General features: G+C 70.5%; 20 protein-coding genes, 1 pseudogene and 1 riboswitch. Of the genes and pseudogenes, 8 read left to right on the forward strand and 13 right to left on the reverse strand.

Going from position 1 to position 23,340, the window contains the following annotated elements; genetic code table 11:
• Window positions 1–103: 103 nt before the first annotated feature.
• The 3 genes from OHS71_RS11525 to OHS71_RS11535 all read right to left on the reverse strand — a co-directional run bounded on the left by OHS71_RS11525 (window position 104) and on the right by OHS71_RS11535 (window position 3,968).
• Window positions 104–847 carry a M23 family metallopeptidase gene (locus OHS71_RS11525; RefSeq protein ID WP_328479293.1) on the reverse strand — a complete coding sequence of 248 codons (744 nt, stop codon included), beginning with the start codon at window positions 845–847 and terminating at the stop codon, window positions 104–106.
• A 14-nt stretch (window positions 848–861) separates the two neighbouring features.
• A riboswitch (cyclic di-AMP (ydaO/yuaA leader) is annotated at window positions 862–1,031 on the reverse strand.
• A 202-nt stretch (window positions 1,032–1,233) separates the two neighbouring features.
• Window positions 1,234–2,622, reverse strand: a complete 1,389-nt coding sequence (locus tag OHS71_RS11530; protein ID WP_328479294.1) for a M16 family metallopeptidase — start codon at window positions 2,620–2,622, stop codon at window positions 1,234–1,236.
• A complete protein-coding gene (locus tag OHS71_RS11535) occupies window positions 2,619–3,968 on the reverse strand; it encodes a M16 family metallopeptidase (protein WP_328479295.1) in 1,350 nt (449 codons plus the stop codon). Before OHS71_RS11535 ends, OHS71_RS11530 begins: the two co-directional genes overlap by 4 nt.
• A 268-nt stretch (window positions 3,969–4,236) precedes the next feature.
• Between OHS71_RS11535 and OHS71_RS11540 the strand changes: the two genes are divergently transcribed.
• Window positions 4,237–6,714, forward strand: a complete 2,478-nt coding sequence (locus tag OHS71_RS11540; protein WP_328479296.1) for a DNA gyrase/topoisomerase IV subunit A — start codon at window positions 4,237–4,239, stop codon at window positions 6,712–6,714.
• Here OHS71_RS11540 and OHS71_RS11545 read toward each other — a convergent pair.
• Entirely contained in the window at window positions 6,711–7,790 is a 1,080-nt protein-coding gene (locus tag OHS71_RS11545) for a CobW family GTP-binding protein (protein ID WP_328479297.1), read from the reverse strand. The genes OHS71_RS11540 and OHS71_RS11545 overlap by 4 nt on opposite strands.
• 324 nt (window positions 7,791–8,114) lie before the next feature.
• On the opposite strand from OHS71_RS11545, the gene OHS71_RS11550 reads away from it, so the two are divergent.
• Window positions 8,115–8,672, forward strand: coding sequence for a DUF6082 family protein (locus tag OHS71_RS11550; RefSeq protein ID WP_328479298.1), 558 nt, complete (start codon window positions 8,115–8,117; stop codon window positions 8,670–8,672).
• 266 nt (window positions 8,673–8,938) lie between these two features.
• Window positions 8,939–9,178: a hypothetical protein gene (locus OHS71_RS11555; RefSeq protein ID WP_328479299.1), complete on the forward strand. Its 240-nt coding sequence runs from the start codon at window positions 8,939–8,941 to the stop codon at window positions 9,176–9,178.
• Window positions 9,179–9,290: 112 nt separating this feature from the next.
• Here the strand turns inward: OHS71_RS11555 and OHS71_RS11560 are convergent.
• Window positions 9,291–9,874: pseudogene (locus tag OHS71_RS11560) on the reverse strand (citrate/2-methylcitrate synthase); the annotation flags it as partial.
• A gap of 100 nt (window positions 9,875–9,974) precedes the next feature.
• On the opposite strand from OHS71_RS11560, the gene OHS71_RS11565 reads away from it, so the two are divergent.
• The 4 genes from OHS71_RS11565 to OHS71_RS11580 all read left to right on the forward strand — a co-directional run bounded on the left by OHS71_RS11565 (window position 9,975) and on the right by OHS71_RS11580 (window position 14,797).
• A complete protein-coding gene (locus OHS71_RS11565; protein ID WP_328479300.1) occupies window positions 9,975–11,234 on the forward strand; it encodes a citrate/2-methylcitrate synthase in 1,260 nt (419 codons plus the stop codon).
• A gap of 155 nt (window positions 11,235–11,389) precedes the next feature.
• Window positions 11,390–12,331, forward strand: coding sequence for a sucrase ferredoxin (locus OHS71_RS11570; protein ID WP_328479301.1), 942 nt, complete (start codon window positions 11,390–11,392; stop codon window positions 12,329–12,331).
• Between the two features lie 118 nt (window positions 12,332–12,449).
• The gene (locus OHS71_RS11575; RefSeq protein ID WP_328479302.1) at window positions 12,450–14,120 is read left to right on the forward strand and encodes a sensor histidine kinase; all 1,671 of its coding nucleotides are present in this window, start codon (window positions 12,450–12,452) and stop codon (window positions 14,118–14,120) included.
• Window positions 14,117–14,797 carry a response regulator gene (locus OHS71_RS11580; RefSeq protein WP_328479303.1) on the forward strand — a complete coding sequence of 227 codons (681 nt, stop codon included), beginning with the start codon at window positions 14,117–14,119 and terminating at the stop codon, window positions 14,795–14,797. Before OHS71_RS11575 ends, OHS71_RS11580 begins: the two co-directional genes overlap by 4 nt.
• A gap of 78 nt (window positions 14,798–14,875) precedes the next feature.
• On the opposite strand, the gene OHS71_RS11585 is transcribed toward OHS71_RS11580, so the two are convergent.
• From OHS71_RS11585 to OHS71_RS11595, 3 genes are all read right to left on the reverse strand, one after another.
• On the reverse strand, window positions 14,876–15,937 hold the full coding sequence (locus tag OHS71_RS11585; RefSeq protein WP_328479304.1) for an ABC transporter substrate-binding protein: 1,062 nt from the start codon (window positions 15,935–15,937) through the stop codon (window positions 14,876–14,878).
• A gap of 144 nt (window positions 15,938–16,081) precedes the next feature.
• Window positions 16,082–16,945: an ABC transporter permease gene (locus tag OHS71_RS11590; RefSeq protein WP_328479305.1), complete on the reverse strand. Its 864-nt coding sequence runs from the start codon at window positions 16,943–16,945 to the stop codon at window positions 16,082–16,084.
• The gene (locus OHS71_RS11595; protein WP_328479306.1) at window positions 16,935–17,750 is read right to left on the reverse strand and encodes an ABC transporter ATP-binding protein; all 816 of its coding nucleotides are present in this window, start codon (window positions 17,748–17,750) and stop codon (window positions 16,935–16,937) included. Before OHS71_RS11595 ends, OHS71_RS11590 begins: the two co-directional genes overlap by 11 nt.
• 161 nt (window positions 17,751–17,911) lie before the next feature.
• On the opposite strand from OHS71_RS11595, the gene OHS71_RS11600 reads away from it, so the two are divergent.
• On the forward strand, window positions 17,912–18,604 hold the full coding sequence (locus OHS71_RS11600; protein WP_328479307.1) for a response regulator: 693 nt from the start codon (window positions 17,912–17,914) through the stop codon (window positions 18,602–18,604).
• A 48-nt stretch (window positions 18,605–18,652) separates the two neighbouring features.
• Here OHS71_RS11600 and OHS71_RS11605 read toward each other — a convergent pair whose 3' ends face one another.
• The 5 genes from OHS71_RS11605 to OHS71_RS11625 form a co-directional block, all read right to left on the reverse strand.
• Window positions 18,653–20,245 (reverse strand): solute symporter family protein, encoded by a 1,593-nt coding sequence (locus tag OHS71_RS11605; protein ID WP_328479308.1) that lies wholly within the window; start codon window positions 20,243–20,245, stop codon window positions 18,653–18,655.
• Window positions 20,242–20,820, reverse strand: coding sequence for a DUF485 domain-containing protein (locus OHS71_RS11610; RefSeq protein ID WP_328479309.1), 579 nt, complete (start codon window positions 20,818–20,820; stop codon window positions 20,242–20,244). The genes OHS71_RS11605 and OHS71_RS11610 overlap by 4 nt, the downstream gene beginning before the upstream one ends.
• 79 nt (window positions 20,821–20,899) lie before the next feature.
• Window positions 20,900–21,583 carry a response regulator transcription factor gene (locus OHS71_RS11615; RefSeq protein ID WP_328479310.1) on the reverse strand — a complete coding sequence of 228 codons (684 nt, stop codon included), beginning with the start codon at window positions 21,581–21,583 and terminating at the stop codon, window positions 20,900–20,902.
• Window positions 21,580–22,731 carry a sensor histidine kinase gene (locus OHS71_RS11620; RefSeq protein ID WP_328479311.1) on the reverse strand — a complete coding sequence of 384 codons (1,152 nt, stop codon included), beginning with the start codon at window positions 22,729–22,731 and terminating at the stop codon, window positions 21,580–21,582. The genes OHS71_RS11615 and OHS71_RS11620 overlap by 4 nt, the downstream gene beginning before the upstream one ends.
• A complete protein-coding gene (locus OHS71_RS11625) occupies window positions 22,728–23,252 on the reverse strand; it encodes a DUF1453 domain-containing protein (protein ID WP_328479312.1) in 525 nt (174 codons plus the stop codon). The genes OHS71_RS11620 and OHS71_RS11625 overlap by 4 nt, the downstream gene beginning before the upstream one ends.
• Window positions 23,253–23,340: the final 88 nt, after the last annotated feature.

Here is a 23,340-nt window from a genome sequence, read left to right on the forward strand (position 1 = left end):
GGCGAGCCGGATTCCGGGGATATTTTTTGGACAGCGGAGGCCCCCGAAACGGCGAAAGCCCCGGCCGGGAGGCCGGGGCAGAACGATCTGTCGCCGTGGGTCGTCAGACGTTCACGCCGTGCTTGCGCAGGTAGGCGACCGGGTCCATGTCGGAGCCGTACTCCGCGGTGGTGCGGGCCTCGAAGTGCAGATGCGGGCCGGTGACGTTGCCGGTGGCGCCGGACAGGCCGATGCGCTGGCCCGGGGTGACGTGCTGACCCACCGACACCGCGATGGACGACAGGTGACCGTACTGGGTGTAGGTCCCGTCGTTCATCTTGATCACGATCTGGTTCCCGTAGGAGCCGCCCCATCCGGCCTCGACCACGGTGCCGGAGCCGACCGCGTGCACGGAGGTGCCGCTCGCGGCGTGGAAGTCGATGCCGGTGTGGCTGCCGGAGGACCACAGAGAGCTGCTGGCCTGGTAGCCGGTGGAGACATAGGAACCGGTGATCGGCGGTACGAAGGTGTTGAGGAGCTTGCGCTCGGCCTCACGGGCGGCACGTACGCGTGCCTCGCGCTCCTCCACCGCCTTCTTGACGGCGGCCTGGCGGGCGGCCTCCTCGAAGGCCGCCTGCTTCTGCACGGCGACCTGGTCGTCGATCTGCTCGACGACGGACTCGCCGGCGGTGACCACGGGGATCAGCCCGGTCTGCTCAGGGGTGGGCTCGGCTGCGAAGGCCGGGGTGGAGGCGACGGTGGCCATGACACCGGTGGTGGTGAGCGCCGCGATGCCCGCCGCGCGGACGCCGCTGCGCTGCATCCGGCTGGGCCGACGGTGCTTCCCGGTGGCGCAGGTGAACGCCATGAAGTTGGGGGTGTCCTTTCCTTCCCTCTCGCCTACCGGGTTAGCTGACGGGTTCGGAGCAGGAAGGTCTCCTACGGACCCCCTCGCGCTGCACGCGCGGGCGTCCGATTCACCCCAGGGACTTCACAAGTGGGTCCCCGGCTCCCCTGGCTCGCGCCGTACGGGGACTCGGCGATGACTGTCCGGTGCCGCGGGTGCGGCGCACTGCCTGACGAACAGCCCGGATGACGCTAAGCGGCGCGGGTTTCAATCCTCAAACGGATCCCGGTTTTTGTAGCGCATCCCACAGGGCAGACGGGCAGCGTCCGCCTCAATTCGGACATGCGGAGGCCCTGGTGACGCTCTCGTCGACCAGGGCCCCTGCACGCGCGCGTGGTTGGCGGGATCTACTCCGCCGACACGACCTTCACCTCGCCGATGCCGAGAGCCTCGACCGGCTCCTTGATCTGCGCGGCGTCACCGACGAGCACGGTGACCAGCCGGTCCACCGGGAAGGCGTTCACGGCCGCCGCGGTCGCCTCCACCGTGCCGGTCGCGGCGAGCTGCTGGTACAGCGTGGCCTGGAAGTCGTCGGGCAGATGCTGCTCGACCTGGTCGGCCAGCGTGCCGGCGACGGCCGCGGCCGTCTCGAACTTCAGCGGCGCCACGCCGACCAGGTTCTGCACGGCGACGTCACGCTCGGCGTCGGTCAGCCCCTCGGCGGCGAGGGTGCGCAGGACCTTCCAGAGGTCGTCCAGAGCGGGACCGGTGTTCGGGGTGTCCACGGAGCCGCTGATCGCGAGCATCGCGGCGCCCGAGCCGTCCGGGGCCGACCGCAGGACCTGGCCGAACGCGCGGACCCCGTAGGTGTAGCCCTTCTCCTCGCGCAGGACACGGTCCAGCCGGGAGGTGAGGGTGCCGCCGAGGCAGTACGTGCCGAGCACCTGCGCCGGCCACACACGGTCGTGCCGGTCGGCGCCGATCCGGCCGATCAGCAACTGCGTCTGGACGGCGCCGGGGCGGTCCACGATGACGACCCGGCCGGTGTCGTCGGCGGTCACCGGCGGCACGGGCCGCGGCTGGGCCGAGGACCCCGTCCAGGCGCCCAGGGTGTCACCGAGGAGCGCGTCCAGGTCGACGCCGGTGAGGTCGCCGACGACCACGGCGGTGGCGGTGGCGGGGCGGACGTGCTTCTCGTGGAAGGCGCGTACGGCGGCCGAGTCGATCTTCTCGACCGTCTCCGCGGTGCCCTGGCGCGGGCGCGACATCCGCGCGGTGGCCGGGAACAGCTCCTTGGAGAGCTCCTTGGCGGCGCGCCGGGAGGGGTTGGCCAGCTCGTGCGGGATCTCGTCCAGGCGGTTGCGGACGAGGCGCTCGACCTCGCTGTCGGCGAACGCGGGCGCCCTGAGGGCGTCCGCGAGCAGACCGAGCCCCTTGGGCAGGCGCGAGACAGGCACCTCGAGGCTCAGCCGGACGCCGGGGTGGTCGGCGTGTGCGTCCAGGGTGGCGCCGCAGCGCTCCAGTTCGGCGGCGAACTCCTCGGCGGAGTGCTTGTCGGTGCCCTCCGAGAACGCGCGCGCCATGATCGTGGCGACACCGTCGAGGCCGATCGGTTCGGCGTCCAGGGGCGCGTCGAGGAGGACCTCGACGGCGACGACCTGCTGGCCGGGACGGTGGCAGTGCAGCACGGTCAGGCCGTTGGCCAGCGCGGTGCGCTCGGGCGCCGGGAACGCCCACGGCTTGGCCTCGCCCGCCCGGGGCTGGGGGTGGAAGTCCATCGTGGCGAGCTCGGTCACCGGGCCGTCTCCTCGTTCTCGTCCTGGTCGGCGGGCGCTTCGGGGGCGGTCGGCTCGTAGACGAGCACCGCACGGTTGTCGGGGCGCAGACGGGCCTTGGCGACCTCGCGCACCTCCTCGGGCGTCACCTCCAGCACACGCTGGACGGCGGTGAGGGCGAGCTGCGGGTCGCCGAACAGGACGGCGAACCGGCACAGTTCGTCGGCGCGGCCGGCGACCGTGCCGAGCCGGTCGAGCCACTCGCGCTCCAGCTGCGCCTGGGCCCGCTCCATTTCCTCGGCCGTGGGGCCCTCCTCGGCGAACCGGGCGAGCTCCTCGTCGATGGCGGCCTCGATGACGGGCACCTCGACGTCGGCGGACGTCTTCACATCCAGCCAGCCCAGGGAGGGCGCCCCGGCGAGGCGCAGCAGGCCGAAGCCGGCCGCGACGGCCGTACGGTCGCGGCGCACCAGCCGGTTGTAGAGACGAGAGGACTCGCCGCCGCCGAGGACGGTGAGCGCCAGGTCGGCGGCGTCGCACACGCGCGTGCCGTCCTCGGGCAGGCGGTAGGCGGCCATCAGCGCACGGGACGGCACCTCCTCCTCCACGACCTCACGCAGCTGCTCGCCGATGACGTCGGGCAGTCCGCCGTCACGCGGCGCGGGCTTGCCGTCGTGGCCGGGGATGGAACCGAAGTACTTCTCGACCCAGGCGAGGGTCTGCTCCGGGTCGATGTCGCCGACCACGGAGAGCACCGCGTTGTTGGGCGCGTAGTACGTCCGGAAGAACGCGCGCGCGTCCTCCAGGGTCGCCGCGTCCAGGTCGGCCATCGAACCGATCGGCGTGTGGTGGTAGGGGTGACCCTCCGGGTAGGCGAGGGCGGTCAGCTTCTCGAACGCGGTGCCGTAGGGGACGTTGTCGTAGCGCTGGCGGCGCTCGTTCTTGACGACGTCGCGCTGGTTCTCCATCGACTCGTCGTCGAGCGCGGTGAGCAGCGAGCCCATGCGGTCGGCCTCCAGCCAGAGGGCGAGCTCCAGCTGGTGGGTGGGCATGGTCTCGAAGTAGTTGGTGCGCTCGAAGCTGGTGGTGCCGTTGAGCGAGCCGCCCGCCCCCTGCACGAGCTCGAAGTGGCCGTTGCCCTTGACCTGGCCGGAGCCCTGGAACATCAGATGCTCGAAAAGGTGAGCAAGACCCGTACGCCCCTTGACTTCGTGGCGTGAACCGACGTCGTACCAGAGGCACACCGCCGCGACGGGGGTCAGGTGGTCCTCCGAGAGCACCACGCGCAGGCCGTTGGCCAGACGGTGCTCGGTCGCTGTCAGGCCCCCGGAGCCTGCCTGGGCTGTGGCCGTGTGACCCATGGGCATGTACATCCCTTCCGATCGCGGACGCGGTCGTCGAAACCGCGGTTTTCCTGCCGGTCCTGCCACTGTATGCAAGCGTGCGGAGGGTCTGCGAAGTTCCCGCACGACATACGCCGAGAGCGAGATCGCGTAGCCTGCGGGCAGCCGCGGAGGAGATGCCTCTGCGTACGGGCCGGACGGCCGACGCCGGGCCTCGCCCGCTCTGTCAGTGCCACGGTCCACAATGGTCCGCGTCAGATCCGTATCACGCCCCAGCAAGGAGCCGGCAGCGATGGCCCGCCGCAGCACGAAGACCCCGCCGCCCGACGACTCGTACGAGGAGCGGATCCTCGACATCGACGTCGTCGACGAGATGCAGGGCTCCTTCCTCGAGTACGCGTACTCGGTCATCTACTCCCGCGCCCTGCCGGACGCCCGTGACGGCCTCAAGCCGGTGCACCGGCGCATCGTCTACCAGATGAACGAGATGGGCCTGCGCCCGGAGCGCGGCTATGTGAAGTGCGCCCGGGTCGTCGGCGAGGTCATGGGCAAGCTGCACCCGCACGGCGACGCCTCGATCTACGACGCGCTGGTGCGGATGGCCCAGCCCTTCTCCATGCGCGTGCCGCTGGTGGACGGCCACGGCAACTTCGGCTCGCTGGGCAACGACGACCCGCCGGCCGCCATGCGGTACACCGAGTGCCGCCAGGCCGCGGCGACCAGCCTGATGACCGAGTCGATCGACGAGGACACGGTCGACTTCACGCCCAACTACGACGGCCAGGAGCAGGAGCCGGTCGCGCTGCCCGCCGCCTTCCCGAACCTCCTGGTCAACGGCGCGTCCGGGATCGCGGTCGGCATGGCCACGAACATGCCGCCGCACAACCTGGGCGAGGTCATCGCGGCCGCCCGCCATCTGATCCGCTATCCCGCCGCGGATCTGGACGCCCTGATGAAGTACGTTCCGGGCCCCGACCTGCCGACCGGTGGCCGGATCGTCGGCCTCTCCGGCATCCGGGACGCCTACGAGAACGGCCGCGGCACGTTCAAGATCCGTGCCACGGTGTCGGTGGAGACCGTCACGGCCCGCCGCAAGGGCCTGGTCATCACCGAACTGCCCTTCACCGTCGGGCCCGAGAAGGTCATCGCCAAGATCAAGGACCTGGTCGGCGCCAAGAAGATCCAGGGCATCGCCGACGTCAAGGACCTCACCGACCGCGCGCACGGCCTGCGCCTGGTCATCGAGATCAAGAACGGCTTCGTGCCGGAGGCGGTCCTGGAGCAGCTGTACAAGCTGACGCCGATGGAGGAGTCCTTCGGCATCAACAACGTGGCGCTGGTCGACGGCCAGCCGCTCACGCTGGGCCTCAAGGAACTGCTGGAGGTCTACCTCGACCACCGCTTCACCGTGGTGCGCCGCCGCAGCGAGTTCCGCCGGGGCAAGCGCCGTGACCGGCTCCACCTGGTGGAGGGCCTGCTGACCGCGCTCGTCGACATCGACGAGGTCATCCGGCTGATCCGCTCCAGCGACAACAGCGCGCAGGCCAAGGAACGCCTGATGGAGCGCTTCTCGCTGTCGGACGTCCAGACCCAGTACATCCTCGACACCCCGCTGCGCCGGCTGACCCGGTTCGACCGCATCGAGCTGGAGGCGGAGAAGGAGAAGCTCAACGAGGAGATCACCGAGCTGACCCGGATCCTGGACTCGGACGCGGAACTGCGCAAGCTGGTCTCGGCCGAACTGGCCTCGGTGGCGAAGAAGTTCGGCACCGAACGCCGTACGGTCCTGCTGGAGTCGTCGGGCGCCACGACCACCGCCGTACCCCTCCAGGTCGCGGACGACCCGTGTCGCGTCCTGCTGTCCTCCACGGGTCTGCTGGCCCGTACGGCGAACGCCGAGCCCTTCACGGCGAACACCGAGGACGGCGACGGGGACGGCGACGGCAGGCGCACCAAGCACGACGTGATCGTGTCGGCGGCACCGGCCACCGCACGCGGGGAGATCGGCGCGGTCACCTCCGCGGGCCGGCTGCTGCGGATCAACGTCGTCGACCTGCCGCAGCTCCCGGACACGGCCTCGGCGCCGAACCTCTCGGGCGGCGCCCCGCTGGCGGAGTTCGTCTCCCTGGAGGGCGACGAGACGCTGGTCTGCCTGACGACGCTCGACGAGTCGTCCCCGGGTCTGGCCATCGGCACGGAACAGGGCGTCGTCAAGCGAGTCGTGCCCGACTACCCGACCAACAAGGACGAGCTGGAGGTCATCACCCTCAAGGACGGTGACCGTATCGTCGGCGCGGTGGAGCTGCGCACCGGCGAGGAGGACCTGGTCTTCATCGCCGACGACGCCCAGCTGCTGCGCTACCAGGCCTCGCAGGTGCGCCCGCAGGGCCGTGCGGCGGGCGGTATGGCGGGCATCAAGCTCACCGAGGGCGCGAAGGTGATCTCCTTCACGGCCGTGGACCCCGCGGTGGACGCGGTGGTCTTCACGATCGCGGGCTCGCGCGGAACCCTGGACGACTCCGTCCAGACGACGGCCAAGCTCACCCCCTTCGACCAGTACCCGCGCAAGGGCCGCGCCACGGGCGGTGTGCGCTGCCAGCGGTTCCTGAAGGGCGAGGACTGCCTGTCCCTGGCGTGGGCGGGTCCCCTCCCCGCCAAGGCCGCGCAGAAGAACGGCCTGCCGGCCGAACTTCCGGAGATGGACCCGCGCCGGGACGGCTCGGGCGTGTCGCTGGCCAAGACCGTCGCCGTGGTGGCCGGGCCGGTCTAAGCCCCGGACGCGGCCTCGGTCCCGGGCTCCTGGAAAGCATCGTCGTCGGGGGCCTGTACGTAGCGCAGGACGCCCCACATGCCGTGCTCGTCGGCCTGTGGGGCGTCGTCCTTGCACGCCTCGAGTTCCTTGTCGAGGGCGGCCACGTCGATGCCGGAGCCGATGAGGACGAGCTGGGTGAGGCGGGCGTCGGCAACAGGCCAGGGCTCCGGGTAGAACCGGAGAAAACGCCCGACGGCGTGCACGGCATACCGGTTGGCCGGGTCGTGCGGGCCGAAGCCGACGTACCCCTTGATCCGGTACAGCCCCTCGGGCCGGCTGTCGAGGAACTCCATCAACCGGCGGGGATCGAGGGGTGCTTCGGAGGTGAAGGAGAGGCTGTCGTAGGCGGTGTGAAGATGGTCCGCGTGATCGCCCTCGGAGTGGTCGTGCAGGTCGTCGAAGGAGAGCTGCCCGACGCGCTCCTCGCCCGGCCGGCAGTCGAAGAGGAACTCCGGGTCGATACGGCCGTGGGTGGCGGGGACGACGGCCGCCCGGTCGGTGAGGGTGCGGACGAGTCCGAGGACCCGATCGGCGTCGGGCGCCCGGTCGAGCTTGTTCACCACGACCAGGTCGGCGAGGGCGAGGTGGCGGTCGATCTCGGGGTGCTTCGCCCGGGTGTCGTCGAACTCGGCGGCGTCGACGACCTCGACGAGCCCGCCGTAGACGATGGCCGGATGCTCGCTGGCCAGCACCATCCGGACCAGTTCCTGGGGTTCGGCGAGTCCGCTGGCCTCGATGACGATGACATCGATGCCGGCGGCAGGTGCCGCGAGCCGTTCGAGATACACGTCGAGTTCGCTGGTGTCGACGGCACAGCACAGGCAGCCGTTGCCGAGGGAGACGGTGGAGTCGCCGAGCGCACCGGCCACGGCCATGGCGTCGATCTCGATGGCGCCGAAGTCGTTCACGATCGCGCCGATCCGGCTTCCTCCGCTGCGGTGCAGGAGATGGTTGAGCAGGGTCGTCTTGCCGGAACCGAGGAATCCGGCGAGTACGACGACCGGGATCTGCTGCTGGCTGCGGCTCTGCGACACGTGCGACCTTTCTGACACCAACGCGTGCACCGGCGCGCGGGTCCGGCGCGCGTACGAGGATTGAATGCCGTACCAGGATACGAGCCGCAGGAATCACCGCGAAGTGAACGATTGTTAGCAGCATCCGCGGGGCAGATGTTGGGCAAGACGCTCTGGCGTGCGACCCTCGCTTCCCTCCGTGCGCCTCCCCTCCGCCTCCCCCGCCGGTCAGAGCCGCTCGGCACCCTGGGAGACGGCAAGCGCCGCCCACCGCTCGCCGGTCCCCGTCATGTCCACCCGCACCCCGACGACCGGCGCACGGCCGCTCGATCGGGGGTTTTTGACATGGCCACACAGAGGTTTGGGGTACGCGGACTCGGCGCCGTCGTCGCGGCGGCCGCCGGCATGGCCGCGGGCGCCCTCGTCACGATGACGGCACACCGTCACGCGCTGGAGGCCCTGCGCGTACGGCTGGAGCACCTGGAACGGACCGCCCACTCCCAGCAGCACACCAATCTGGCCAACCAGCAGCGCCTCCACTGGGAGTTGCTGAGCAAAGCCATCGACGACCCCGAACTGGCCGAAGTGCTGGACCTGTTCGAGCCTCCCGTCTCCACCAAGCAGCGGAGGCAGTACCTCTACGCCAACGCTCTCTACACGAACGCGTTGATTTACTACCGGTTGGGCAACATATCCCGCGAGGAGTTCTTCGGATACATTCGGGGCATTCTACAGAATCCCGTGGTACGGGAGTACTGGTACGCGACGAAACACCAGAGGGCGACCATTGCGGACGGTTCGGACGAGGCGGAACTCGGCCGCATGGTGGACGAACTCCTGACACAACTCGAGGAGTCGGACGCGGACGAATGGTGGGTGGTGGGCGAGCCGCCCGGCCCATGAACTCCGGCCGGCCATCGGCGCACTCCGGCAGGCGAGGGCTCACACTCCGGGGCTCACACCCCCTCTCGCGGAATCACACCCTCGGCCCATAACGAACAGGTGAAGTTGGCAGTTAGATGAGGCGTCAGGGAGTTGACTCGCGCTTGATCGCGTAGAGGACCCCACCAGATCGTCGCCTACGCAGCCGGATGACGAGCGACCCCACAGGGCCCGCCTTGCACCGCGCCGTCGTCGTGCGCAAGCCAACGGACCCCAGGGAAGCAACAGTGAGTCAGATCATCCGTCGGATCGGTGCATCTCCGCGCGCGCGAGGGAGCGTGAGTGGAGCGAATTGCCCCGATATCTTTGAACTTGCCGACGGCAATTTCGCCATTATCGGCACGGACGCCACGGATGTCCTGGACCCGGACCTTCCCTCCGACGCTTCACGCGGCGACCACGAGAGAATTGTCGTCATCACACGCGAGACATTGATTCGCGCCAAGGCCGATATTCCGGACCTCTGAGCCTTTGCAGTAGACGCGGCCCGGCTCGCCCATCCGCGACGCCGGGCCCCTTTCACGTCGCCTGCCCTTGCGACGCCCACTATTGCGGCGCCCGCCCTTACGACAGTGCACTTCAAGCCACGGCCGGCGCCTCGACCGGCGCATCCGGCCCCACGTACCGTGCGACCGGGCGGATGACCTTCGAGCCCTCGGCCTGCTCCAGGATGTCGGCGCTCCAGCCCACCACCCGTGCCGCGGCAAAGGCCGGGGGGAACATCTCGCGGGGCCGCCCACAGACTCCCATCACCACGCCTGCGTAGAACTCCACGTGAATGTGCAGCTCCCGGCCGGGCTTCAGTTCGGCGAGGATCGCCTCCACGCGCCGCTCCGCTTCGACGGCGAACTGGACCCGCGGGCCGCCGAACCGCTGCGCGATCTCGCGGGGTATGCGTGAACGCGGGTCCTTCGTGCGGTAGACGGCATGACCGAAGTCCTGATGCGTACCCCGGCGAGGACACGCTCACGAATCCAGGAGTCGATGCGATCCGGGGTGCCGATCGCGTCCAGGGTGTCCAGCGCCCGACCGGGCGCGCCGCCGTGCAGGGGTCCCGACAGCGCTCCCACCGCCCCCACGAGGCACGCGGCCACGTCCGCCCCGGTCGAGGCGATGACCCTGGCCGTGAGCGTCGACGCGTTGAAGCCGTGAGCAATGGTGGCACGCTCTCCTCCCTGATCTTGATTCGACGGTCCATGGTTGATGTCATATTGTCAACGTTGATCGAATCAATATGATCTTCTTGTGGATACGGTGATGCCCATGCGCGACGAGGACCCCGCACCCGGTCACCCCGAACGACGGCTGAGCACCAAAGAGGCCGCCGAGCGGCTCGGGGTGAAACCCGAGACCGTGTACGCGTATGTCAGTCGCGGCCAGCTGAGCAGTCGCCGCACGCCCGGTGGCGGCCGGGGCAGCACCTTCGAGGCCGAGGAGGTCGAGGCGCTCGCACGCCGCAACAGGCGGGAGAGCAGTGGGAGTCCGGGCTCCGGAGCCGAGCTGTCCGTACGCACGCGCGTGACGCTCATCGACCAGGACCGCTACTGGTTCCGGGGTGTCGACGCCGTCGAACTGGCCGGCCGGCACTCCTACGAAGAGGTCGCGGAGTGGCTGTGGACCGGCCGGCTGAGCCCCGGGGTCACCTTCACCGCGCCCGAGGCGTCCGTCGAGGCCGCCCGCCGTGTCGTCGAGGCGCTGCCCGAACACACCGGGCCCACCGACCGGTTGCGGGTCGCCGCAGTCGCCGCAGCGGCCGCGGACCCCCTGCGGTTCGACCTGTCCGAGGACGCCGTGCTCGGCACCGCGCGCATCCTGATCCCCACTCTCGTCGCCGCCCTGCCCCCGAAACGGCCGACCCCACGGGACGACGGCCCGCTCGCGCTGCGCCTGTGGCGCCGGCTCAGCGGCCGTCCCCCCGAGGACGCACAACTGCGCGCCCTCGACACGGCGCTCGGTCTGCTGGCCGACCACGACCTGGCCGCCTCGACGCTCGCGGTGCGCGTCGCCGCCTCGGCCCGTGCGCACGCCTACGCGGCGGTCTCCGCCGGGCTCGGTGTGATCGAGGGGCCGCTGCACGGCGCGGCAGGCGGCCTCGCGCATCGCATGCTGCTGGAGGTACTCGACCTCGGCAGTGCCGCGCCGGTGATCGCCGCGGAACTGCGGGCCGGCCGCCGCATTCCTGGCCTCGGTCACCGCCTCTACTCCGGCGAGGACCCACGCGCGCGTGCCCTGTTCGCCCTCCTGGAGGAGATCCCCGCGGCCGGACCTGCTCTCGCCGCCGCCCGGGACATCGTGACGACGACCGCCCGCCACGCGCCGCTGCACGCCAACGTGGACCTGGCGCTCGCCGTCCTCACCGCCTCCTGCGGCATGGAGTCCTCCGCCGGCGAGACGATCTTCGCCGTCGCCCGTACGGCGGGCTGGATCGCCCACGCCCTGGAGGAGTACGGCGAGCGGCCCCTGCGCATGCGCCCCAGCGGGCACTACGTGGGCCTGAAGCCGCCCCAGCCCCTACCGGAGTAGCCGGACGACTGCGCCGTCGGTGGACGCCCCGCTTCTGTGCGTGGGCGCCACCGCGGACGGTCGACCGCGGGCCGGACACGCGCGCGCACCCGCACGGCTCGGCAGATACCCCGGCCGGAATTCACTCCGCGGCAAGTCAGGTTAGGCTCACCTCTGTGAGTACGTGCGCGACCGTCTCGCGGGATCTCGGTGAGCCCATTTCCGGAACCGCGGCCACGGCAACGACCTGGCTCCTCCTGGAGCAGCCGGGCCCCTGGGGTGCCAGAGCGCTGGTCTCGAGCCACCTGGACCCGGCCCTGGGCCGCGCCCTGGAGGCGGCCGCGCGGGACACGGGCGTGCGTATCGCGCTGATCCGCCGTCCCGGACGCCACGCGGACTTCGGCGCACCGCCCCTGCGGCAGGTGTACGCGGCGCACACCGTCCCGGGAAAGGTGTGGTTGCGCAGCGCCACGACCCACGACCCACGACAGCTGCTGGACCTCGACTTCGCCGCGCTCGGCAGGGGCGACCACCACAGCTTCGACACCGCGCTGCGGGGCCGCCCCCACACGGGCGACCCGCTCGCCCTCGTCTGCACCAACGGCAAGCGCGACCGCTGCTGCGCCCTGCTCGGCCGTCCGCTGGCCGCGGAACTCGCCGCCTCGGGAGTGCGGGGTGCCTGGGAGGTCACCCATCTGGGGGGCCATCGCTTCTCCCCCACGCTGCTCGTCCTGCCGCACGGCTACGCGTACGGCCGGGTCCGGGCCCGCACCGTCAAGGAGGTCCTGCACGGTGTCCGGGAGGGCCGGATCCTCGTGGAGGGGTGCCGCGGATCCTCGGCCTGGGAGCGGCCCGGCCAGGCGGCGGAGCTGGCAGTGCGTTCGGCGACCGGCGAGGAGGCGGCGGAGGTGCTGAGCGTCGTCCGGACGACCGGTGGCGCCCCGCGCTGGGAGGTGACCGTCGCGCACACGGACGGGCGCCACTGGCAGGTCGTCGTGGCCGAGGGCGCTTCGCTGCCGCCCCGGCCGGAGAGCTGCGGCACCTCGGTCCTCGGTTCACCCGCGCGGATGGACGTGCTGGCGGTACGCGAGCTGTCGGCGACGGCGCTGGTGGGCTGACCCGCCTCCGAACAGGGCTCGCCCCACCCCGCCCGAACCGTTTCCTCTTGAGCGGGTCAAGAGATCCACTTCACCCGCCCCTACGGCTGCGCCGGTCCACCCACGTACCGTCTTGGGTATGAGCCCCACTCCCCCCGCCCGTCGCCTGCGCCTCGGAATGCCGCGCCGCATGTTCTCGCAGCTTCTGCTCATGCAGCTGACGATCGCCGCGGGAGTCGTGGTGCTCGCGACCGGACTGTTCCTCGCCCCGCTCAGCAACCAGCTCGACGACCAGGCGATGCGCCGGGCCCTCGCCATCGCCCAGACCACCGCGGCCGTGCCGCAGATCGCAGAGGACCTTCGGACCACCCGGCCGTCGGTCGGCGGACCGGTGCAGCGGGAGGCCGAGCGGATCCGCGTGGCCAGCGGTGCCGAGTACGTCGTGGTGATGGATCTCAGCGGTACACGCTGGTCGCACGCCGACCCGAAACAGGTCGGCGGCCACGTCTCGACGGACCCGAGCCAGGCCCTGGCCGGCAAGGACGTCATGGAGATCGACAGCGGCACCATGGGCCGCTCGGCCCGCGGCAAGGTGCCCCTGCGCGACGACGACGGCAAGATCATCGGCGCGGTCTCGGTCGGTATCGAGTACGACAGCGTGCGGGCCCGGCTGATCCACGCGATCCCCGGGCTGTTCGCCTACGCAGGCGGCGCCCTCGCCGTGGGCGCGCTGGCCGCCTGGCTGATCTCCCGACGGGTCCAGCGCCAGACCCGGGACCTGGCCTTCTCCGACATCTCGGCGCTGCTCGCCGAACGCGAGGCGATGCTGCACGGCATCCGGGAGGGCGTGGTCGCCCTGGACCGGGCCGGCCGGGTCCGGCTGCTCAACGACGAGGCTCAGCGTCTTCTCGGCATCGGGGAGGAGGTGGTGGGCAGATCCCCCGACGAGGCGCTCGGTGAGGGGCGTACGGCCGACGTGCTGGCGGGCCGGGTGACCGGCACGGACCTGATCGCCGTCCGCGGCCAGCGCGTCCTGGTCGTCAACCGGATGCCCACCGACGACGGCGGCGCCGTGGCCACCCTGCGCGACCGCACCGAACTGGAACAGCTCGGCCGTGAACTCGACTCGACGCACGGCCTCATCGACGCGCTGCGCGCCCAGGACCACGAGCACGCCAACCGGATGCACACACTGCTGGGGCTGCTCGAACTGGAGATGTACGACGACGCCGTGGAATTCGTCGGGGAGGTCGTCGGCGATCACCGGGCCACCGCGGAGCAAGTGACCGAGAAGATCGGGGACCCGCTGCTCGCCGCGCTGCTGGTCGGCAAGGCGACCGTCGCGGCCGAACGCGGCGTCGCCCTGTGGGTATCGGACCGCACCCGGCTGCCGGACCGCCTGATCGACCCGCGCGGGCTGGTCACGGTCGTCGGCAACCTCGTGGACAACGCGCTCGACGCCGTCGGGGGCAAGCCGCACGCGCGCGTGGAGGTCGAACTGCGTGTGGAGGGCCGCACGGCGGTTCTGAGGGTGCGGGACACGGGGCCCGGAATCCCGGCCGAGCAACGGGAGCTGATCTTCACCGAGGGCTGGTCCACGAAGAAGCCGCCTGCGCACGGCAAGCGTGGCATCGGGCTCTCCCTGGTGCGCAGACTCGCCGAGCGGCAGGGCGGGCACGCCACGGTCGACGACGCGGCGGGCGGGGGCGCCGAGTTCACCGTCGTCCTGCCGGAGGCGCTGACCGCGTCCGACCTGGAACCCGCTCTGGTCGCACCGGGGAAGATCACTGACGAGGAGGAGTCGCGATGATCGAGGTCCTGGTCGTGGACGACGATTCCAGGGTCGCCCGGGTCAACGCCGCCTACGTGGAGAAGGTGCCGGGCTTCCACGTCGCCGGCGAGGCCCACAGTGCGGCGGACGCGCTGCGCCGGCTGGAGCTCCTGCCCCGCGTCGACCTCGTCCTGCTGGATCACTACCTGCCCGACGAGACGGGTCTGGAGGTCGTCCAGGAGATGCGCCGGCGCGGCCACCAGACCGACGTGATCATGGTGACGGCCGCGCGGGACGTCTCCACGGTGCAGGCGGCCATGCGGCAGGGTGCCCTCCAGTACCTGGTGAAACCATTCGCCTTCGCGGGTCTGCGCACCAAGCTGGAGGCGTACGCGGAGCTGCGTCGCGCACTCGACGGCGGCGGGGAGGCCGAGCAGGCGGATGTCGACCGCATGTTCGGCGCGCTGTCCGCCCCCTCGGAGCCCGGCCTGCCGAAAGGGCACTCCCCCACCACCGCCGAGCTCGTGCGCCAGTCCCTGATGAACGCCGAAGGGCCCCTGTCGGCCCAGGAGATCGCCGACCGGACCGGGGTGAGCCGCCAGACCGCCCAGCGCTATCTGAAGCTCCTGGAGCGCACGGGAAGGGCGCGGCTGACCCTGAAGTACGGCGACGCGGGCCGCCCGGAACACCGTTACGTGTGGGCGACCCGCGCCTGAGGGCACGGTTCACGGGGCGGCGGGGAGAGAACCGTGCCCTCAGGGGCAACGGACCCCGGCCCGCCGTCCGCTCGACCGTCAGCCCACGGCCTTCTCGACGAACTCGGTGGTGTACGTCTTGTCGAGGTCCACGTCGGCGTTCTGGATGGTGGGGTTGAACGCCTTGAGGACCTTCTCGACGGTCTCGGGGCCGTTCTTGGGCATCACGCCGTCCTTGGTGAACATCGGCAGGGTGTTCTTGATGGCGACCGAGTAGAGCAGCTTGTTCCCCTGCGAGTAGTCCGTCGGCATCTTCGCGGCTATCTCGCTCGCGCTGTGGGTGGACATCCACGTGAGCGTCTTGACGAACGCGTTGGCCAGCTTCTGGACGGTGTCCTTGTGGCTGTTGACCCAGTCCGTCTGCATGTACAGGCTCGACGAGGGATACGGTCCGCCGAGCGCGTCCTCGGAGCCCTGCGGGGTGCGCATGTCGAGCAGGACCTTCCCCGCCTTCTTGTCCAGGATGTTCGCCACGGTCGGGTCGGTCGTCATGCCGCCGTCGATGGCTCCCTGCTGGAGCGCCGCGATGAACGTCGGCCCCGCACCCACGGCGACCGGGGTGAACTCGCTGACCTTGACGCCGTTCTTGACGGCGAGGTACTTGGTCAGGAAGTCGGTCGAGGAGCCGAGGCCCGTGACCCCGAGCTTCTTGCCCTTGAAGTCCTTCGGCGAGGTGATGTCGCCCTCCGCCTTGGTGGAGACGATCTCCACCTCACCCGGGGCGTGCGAGAACTGCACGACGGACTCCACGTCCTTGCCCTTCACCTGAAGGTCGAGGGTGTGATCGTAGAAGCCGACCGCGCCCTGGACCTGGCCGGAGACGAGCGCGGTCTCGGCCTGGACTCCGGCCGGTTCGCTCAGCAGCTCGACGTCGAGCCCCTCGGCGTCGAAGTAGCCCAGGCGCTGGGTGAGCATGGCGGGCAGGTAGATGACCTTGTCCAGACCACCGACCATGATCTTGACCTTGGTGCCCTTGCCGTCCCCCTTGCTCCCCGAGCCGGTGGACGCGGTACTGGCGGCGTCGTTGGCACACGCGGTGAGGGAGGAGAGGGCGACCAGGGCGGCGGCGGTCAGGGCCGTGTATCTGACGGTTGTGCGCATGGCGGGTTCACGTCCTTGTGAGAGGGCGATGCGGGGTGATGCGAGGGCGGGGCGGGGGGGTGGATACGAGGGAGTCCGTCGACGACTGAGGCCGCTGAGCAGCCCCTTCGCAGCGAAGGTTCCCGGAGGATCGTTCAACGAAGGTCAGCTGTCGGAGCCAGACGGTTTCCAGCGGAAGATGCGGCGTTCGGCGAAGGTCAGCAGCCCCTCCGCGACGAGTGCGACGACGGCGAGGATGACCATCGCGGCGTACACGCCCGCCGCGTTGAACGTGCCCTGCGACTGCGCGACGAGCAGACCGATCCCCTTGGTCGCGCCGATGTACTCGCCGACGATGGCGCCGATGAGGGCGAAGCCGAAGCTGACGTGGAGGCTGGTGAAGATCCAGGAGGTGGCGGACGGCACGACCACCTGGAGCGTCACCCTGCGGTCGCTCGCGCCGAGGATGCGGGCGTTGGCGACGAGGTTGCGGTCGACCTCCCGGGCGCCCTGGAAGGCGTTGAAGAAGACCGGGAAGAACACCAGGACGACGGCCGAGGCGACCTTGGAGGCCGGGCCGAGGCCGAACCAGATCACGAAGATCGGGGCCAGCACGATCCTGGGTATGGAGTTGAGCACCTTGATGTAGGGACCGAGGACGTCGGCGAGAAAGGCGATCCGCCCCAGTGCGATACCGCACACGACGCCGGCGACGACACCGATGACCCAGCCGAGCAGCGCCTCGTGCAGCGTGTACCAGATCTGCTCGCCCAGGGAGCCGAGCGCCGTACCGTGCGTCACCCAGGTGTAGATCTGGTCCCAGATCTTGCTGGGCATGGAGAAGTTGAAGGGATCGATGACCTTGGCCCGGGAGAACGCCTCCCACAGGCCCAGGACGGCCACCAGCAGCAGGACACGGAACGCCGACACGACGACCTTGCGTCTGCGTGCGGCACGCGCGCGTGAGTGGGCGCGGTCCGGAGCCTTCACGGTGCCGACGACCGGCGTGCTGAGCACATCAGGCGACATGGGCGGCGCTCCTCTCGCGGGTGATGCGGACCTCTTCGCCGAGGGACTCCCAGATCTCGCGGTAGATCTCGATGAACCGCGGCTCGAGGCGCACCGACTCGACCTTGCGCGGCCGTGGCAGGTCGATGTCGAAGACCTGCTTGACCGTGGCGGGGCCTGCGGTCATCACGACGACCTTGTCGGCCAGCGCGATGGACTCCTCCAGGTCGTGGGTGACGAAGACGACGGACGCGCCGGTCCCCTCCCACAGCTCGAGGAGTTCGTCCGACATCAGGGCTCTGGTCTGCACGTCGAGAGCCGAGAACGGCTCGTCCATGAGGAGGATCTCGGGGTCGTTCACAAAGGTCGCGGCGAGGGCGACGCGTTTGCGCTGACCTCCGGACAGCTGGTGCGGGTAGCGGTCCTCGAAGGCGGTGAGCCCCACCCGGGCCAGCCATTCGCGGGCCTTCCGCTTCGCCTCCGCCTTGGGCACACCGCGGAAGCGAGGCCCGGCCATGACGTTGGACAGGACCGTACGCCAGGGAAAGGTGGCGTCCTGCTGGAAGACGAAGCCGACCTTGTCACCGACGCCACGCACGGGCTGCCCGGCGACCATCACCTCGCCCTGGGTGGGCTCTTCCAGGCCGCTGACCAGGGTCAAGGTGGTCGACTTGCCGCAGCCGGTCGGGCCGACGACGGCCACGAACTCGCCATGGCCGACCGTGAGGTCGAGTTCCCGCACGGCCGTGTGCGGGGCCCCCGACGGGGTCCTGAAGACCTTGCTCGCGCCCCGCAGCTCGATGGCGGGGCTGGTGTGTGCGCTCATGGCCGGGGACGGTAGAGGTGACCCGGGAGCCGGCATCAGCCTTCTGGCCGCATGCGCTTCTTTTGCTTGCAGTAGCCTGTTGTGCTCGTTTTGCTCGCGCTAGAACAGCGAAGCCGAAACAAGGGCGTAACGCCCGACAGGCCTTGACGGAGAGAGGCCCGATGATTGACGTCCTGGTGGTGGACGACGACTTCCGTGTCGCCGAGATCAACGCCAAGTACGTGGGAAAGGTTCCCGGTTTCCGGGTGGCCGCCCGCGCGCACAGTGCCGCCCAGGCGCTGGGCGCCATCGAGCGCGGGACCATCGACCTGGTGCTGCTCGACCACTACCTGCCCGACCAGACCGGCCTCCAGCTCGTCCACCACATGCGTGAACAGGGCCACGGCACCGACGTCATCATGATCACGGCGGCCGGTGATGTCAGGACGGTGCAGACCGCGATGCGTCTGGGCGCCCTGCACTACCTGGTCAAACCCTTCACCTTCGCCGCGCTGCGCACCCGCCTCGATTCGTACGCCGCCCTGCGCCGCACGGTGGACCGGGTCGGTGGCCACGGCATCGCCGGCCAGGAGCAGGTCGACCGGATCTTCGGCGCCCTGCGTACGGGCCCTGCGCCGTCCTCGCCCGGCCTGCCGAGCGGCCACTCGGAGCCGACCACGGACCTGATCTGCGCGGTGCTGCACCGTGCGAGCCACCCGCTGTCGGCTCACGAGGTCGCCGCCGAGACCGGCCTGAGCCGCTCGACGGCGCAGCGCTATCTCCGTCACCTCGAACAGGCCGGACGCCTGCACCTCTCCCTCAAGTACGGCGACACGGGCCGCCCCGAACACCGGTACGCGTGGGTGGCGCCATAGGCCCGCACGAGGGCCCCGGCCCGGTACGACGGTGCGTGACGCTGCCCGTCAAGCGGCGCCCGCCCCCGTCAGTGACCGCACCTCGGTCTCCGCGTGCTTGGCCTCGTCCGCGACCTCGGCCGAGGTGACCGTGCCCAGCCAGCCCGCCAGGAAGCCCAGCGGGATCGAGACGAGGCCGGGGTTCTGCAGCGGGAAGTACTGGAAGTCGACGTCCGGGAAGAGCGACTCGGGGCTCCCGGACACCACCGGCGACAGGACGACGAGGGCCAGGGCCGGAACCAGTCCGCCGTACACCGCCCACACAGCGCCGCGTGTGGTGAAGCCACGCCAGAACAGCGAGTACAGCAGCACAGGCAGGTTCGCGGACGCGGCGACGGCGAAGGCGAGCCCCACCAGGAAGGCGACATTGAGATCGCGGGCCAGCAGCCCGAGGGCGATCGCGACGACGCCGACGCCCACCGCGGCGACCCGCGCCACCGCGACCTCGCTGCGGGGCTTGCTCCGCCGACGGCGCAGGGATGCATACAGGTCATGCGCCACCGACGCCGAGGAGGCGAGCGTGATCCCGGCGACGACGGCGAGGATCGTGGCGAAGGCGACGGCGCCCACGACCGCGAACAGAACCGCTCCGCCCGCGGAGCCCGCGCCACCGCCCAGGTCCAGTGCCAGGAGCGGAACCGCCGTGTTGCCCGCCGCGTTCGAGCCCCGCACCGCCGCCGGGCCGACGATCGCCGCCGCACCGAAACCGAGGACGATCGTCATCAGGTAGAAGCCGCCGATCAGCGCGATCGACCAGACGACGGAGCGCCGGGCGGCCTGCGCGGTCGGCACGGTGTAGAAGCGGGACAGGATGTGCGGCAGACCCGCCGTGCCCAGCACCAGCGCGAGTCCCAGACTCATGAGATCGAAGCGCGCGGTCCAGTCCCCGCCGTACTTCAGCCCGGGCGCCAGGAACGCGTCCCCGTGTCCGCTGCGCTCGGCGGCCGTCCGCAGCAACTGGTCGAAGTCACCGTGGAAGCGCGCCAGGACGAGCACGGTGAGCACGATGGCGCCGGCCAACAGCAGAATTGCCTTGACGATCTGGATCCACGTGGTGGCCCGCATCCCTCCGAACGACACATAGACCACCATGAGCGCACCGACCCCGATGACCGCCCAGGCCTGGGCCGCCTCGCCGGTGTTCCCGAGGAGCAGCGCGACCAGGCTTCCGGCGCCCACCATCTGCGCCACCAGATAGAGAACGGACACGGTGACCGAGGAGGTTCCCGCCGCGATGCGTACCGGCCGCTCGCTCATGCGCGCGGCCACCACGTCGGCCAGCGTGAACCGCCCGCAGTTGCGCACCAGTTCGGCGACGAGGAACAGCACCACCAGCCAGGCCACCAGGAAGCCGACCACATACAGCAGCCCGTCGTACCCGAACAGGGCGATGAGTCCGGTGACACCCAGGAAGGAGGCGGCCGACATGTAGTCGCCCGCGATGGCAAAACCATTCTCCATGGGAGAGAACAGCCGCCCGCCGACGTAGAACTCCTCCTCCGAACCGTGCCGGTTGCGACTCACCCAGGTCGTGATCCCCAGCGTGACCGCGACGAAGACGCTGAACAGCGACAGCACCAGCGCCTGTTGGTTGCCGCTCACGACGCACCGCCCTTTGCTCCACGGGTCAGCTCCTGTGTGTCCCAGCGCAGTTCGAGGGCCGCGCGGTCCCTTCGCAGGCGTGCGTGCCGGGCATAGGCCCAGGTGAGCAGAAACGTGCTGAGGAACTGTCCCAACCCGGCCAGCAATCCCACGTTCACCGCGCCCGCCACCGGCCGGGCCATCAGCCCGGGCGCCGTCGTCGCGGTCACGACGTAGGCCACATACCAGATGAAGAATGCGGCGACGGCGGGCACCACGAAACGCCGGTACCGGCTGCGCACCTCCTGAAAGGCCGCGCTGCGCTGCACCTCGAGGTAGATCTGGGCCGCTGCCTGGGCTCCGGTCTCCCGCTGCCGACGTGCTGCGGGAACGTCGGTCACGGACGCGCCCATGACGGCCGACTCGCCCCAGCCCGAGGCGAGCGCGTCGTACCACGGGTCCTCGTAGCGCACTTCCCCTGGCACGTCGACGAACGCTCGGCCCGGAGAGTGAGGGTGTTCGCGCGCCTGTGGCGCGGGGGCACGGCTGTCGTGACCGTCCCCGCCGGCGTGGGCACGACCGTTGCTTGACTGCATGCCCAAGCATGGACAGAACGGGAAGATCCCCGACTCTTCTTCCCCCACACTTCACCCCATCAGGTGACCGACCGGGCGTTCACCCCCTGGGCGGCCGGACCAGCCCCTTCGCGTACGCGTAACGCACCGCTTGGGCCCGGTCCTTGAGTCCTGTCTTGGAGAACATGTTGTTGATGTGCGTCTTCACCGTCGCGGTGGACACGCTGAGCCTGCGCGCGATCTCCTGGTTGCTGAGTCCCTCGGCGATCAGCGTCAGCACCTCCGCCTCCCGCGTCGTGAGCCCGTCGGGGACCGCAGCGGACTCGGCCGGTTCCGGTTCGGGCGCCGACAGGCGCTCCAACAGCCTGCGCTGGACGCTCGGCGACAGGCCCGCGTCCCCGGACAGCACACTGTGCACGGCCCGTACGATCTCGTCCCCGCCCGCGTCCTTGGTCAGGTACCCGCGGGCGCCCGCTCTCAGCGCCGGGAACAGGGATTCGTCGTCCGCGTAGGTCGTGAGCACCACGACCTGCGTCCCGGGATGCTCGGCCCGGATGCGTCGAGTCGCCTCCACTCCGTCGCAGCGGGGCATGCGCAGGTCCATCAGCACGACGTCAGGGGCCAGTTCGGCGACGAGCCGCACGGCCTCCTCCCCGTCCCCGGCCGCGCCGACGACCTCGACTCCCGGCAACAGTCCGAGCAGCATCACGATGCCTTCCCGGACGACCGTCTGATCGTCCGCGACCACAACCCTTGCGGGCTTTCCCTCCGCCTCCTGGGTCATACCGGCACCTTCAGCGTCACCACGAACCCTTCCTCGTCCGGTCCGGCGGCGAGCGACCCGCCCAGCAGTTCGGCGCGCTCCCGCATACCCAGCAGACCGTACCCGCCCCCGGCCCCGGCCAGTTCGCCCGGCGGACCCCCCGAGTCCCTCACGTGCAGAGTCACTTCGTGCGAGCCGTACTCCAGCCGTACGCGAACCTTCGCGCCCGGTGCGTGTTTGCGCGCGTTCGTCAAAGCCTCCTGTGCGACCCTGCGCACCGCCTGCGACGCCTCCACCGGAAGCGGTCGGCGCTCGCCTCCCACGGTGACCTCGGCGCCGTCGGACGCGAGGACGAGGTCGGTCAGGAAGTCCTCCAGGGGCGTCAGCTCACCGCGCAGAGCGGAGAGCGACTGTCTGGTTTCCTCGAGCCCGTCGCGGGCCATCCCCCGTGCCGCCACCACGCGCTCGAGGATCTGCTCGCGATCCGCGCCCCGCTCGATCAGCAGCCGGGCCGCCTCCAGATGCACGAGCTGCGCGGAGAGACTGTGGGCCAGGACATCGTGGATCTCCCGGGCGATGCGGGCCCGCTCCGCGAGTGCGGCCGACTCGGCCTCGGCCATGCGGGCGGCCCGCTCCTGAGCGAGCAGTCGCTGTGCGTTGCCCCTGGCTTCGGCGTCCAGACGCAATGCGTATCCGGCGAGGGCCATACCCCCGATGGCGGCGGCCGTGGTCACCCCCGGATCGTCGTTGACGACGGCGAACGCCGCGAACCCGACCGAAGCCGCCGGAAGCGCCGCCCCCAGCGGCAGCCGTTCCAGTGCCGCGATGGCACATCCGCACCACAGCGCCACGGCGGGAGAGCGGAACTCGGCGGCCTCGGCCCCGGCCGCCAGCCCCAGCAGCATGAGGAGAAGGGCCAGGGACGGAAACAGCCGGTGCTCGAGCGTGGTCCGGAACAGCGCCCACGCCAGCCCACCAGCCACCAGCGCTCCGCCGGCCCCCGCGACCGCGGCCCACCCGTGTGCGCGGCTGTCGTGCAAGGCGCTCCACGACAGCGCGCCCACGACCAGCAGCCGTACAGCCCAAGCCAGCAGTCGCCTGGTGCGTGAGACTCCTCTGGGCCCCAGCGCCTCCCGTGAGGGCCAGCGTGTCCAGACGTTCTCCGTCACACGCGCTCCTTCCACAGGGACCGGGGCACGCGGTCACCGTACGCCGGGGCGTGGACGGGGGCAGGGCTCAAGGACCGCACGCGCCGGATCAGGATCCCGGAGCGGACCAGCAGGGTGGCCGCGAGTCCCAGCATCAGGTCCGAGCTGCCCTGATGGACGCCCAGCAGCGCACCGACCGCGAAGAGAGCCGCTCGCAGACCTATGCCGACGCCCCAGACGGCCACGCTCGCTCCGGTGCTCTTGCTCCACACGGCGCCCTCCGGCTCCACCCAGATGCGGGTGGTCCAGGCCCAGGCTGCTCCCATGGCAAGGGGGACGGCCAGTTCGGCGCCGAGCACCAGGACCGATGCGGTGTGGTGACCGGCGTCGAGCAGGTCGGGCTCGCGCAGCGCCATGACGGCCAGGATGCCCGGCAGAAGCCACCACCGCCGGTCTGTGTCGATGCTGCTTGCACGGAACTGCCGCACGATCACGAATGCGGTCACGGCCACGATCAGCAATGCGTTGACGAGCCCGGACATCACGGCCTCCGCGAGCGGGAAGGGGATGCCGGCAGCGAGCGCTGCCGACGCCTTCGACGCTACGCAGGAGCGCTGGTCCGCAGATCGG

Source organism: Streptomyces sp. NBC_00377, assembly GCF_036075115.1.
Taxonomy (GTDB): domain Bacteria; phylum Actinomycetota; class Actinomycetes; order Streptomycetales; family Streptomycetaceae; genus Streptomyces.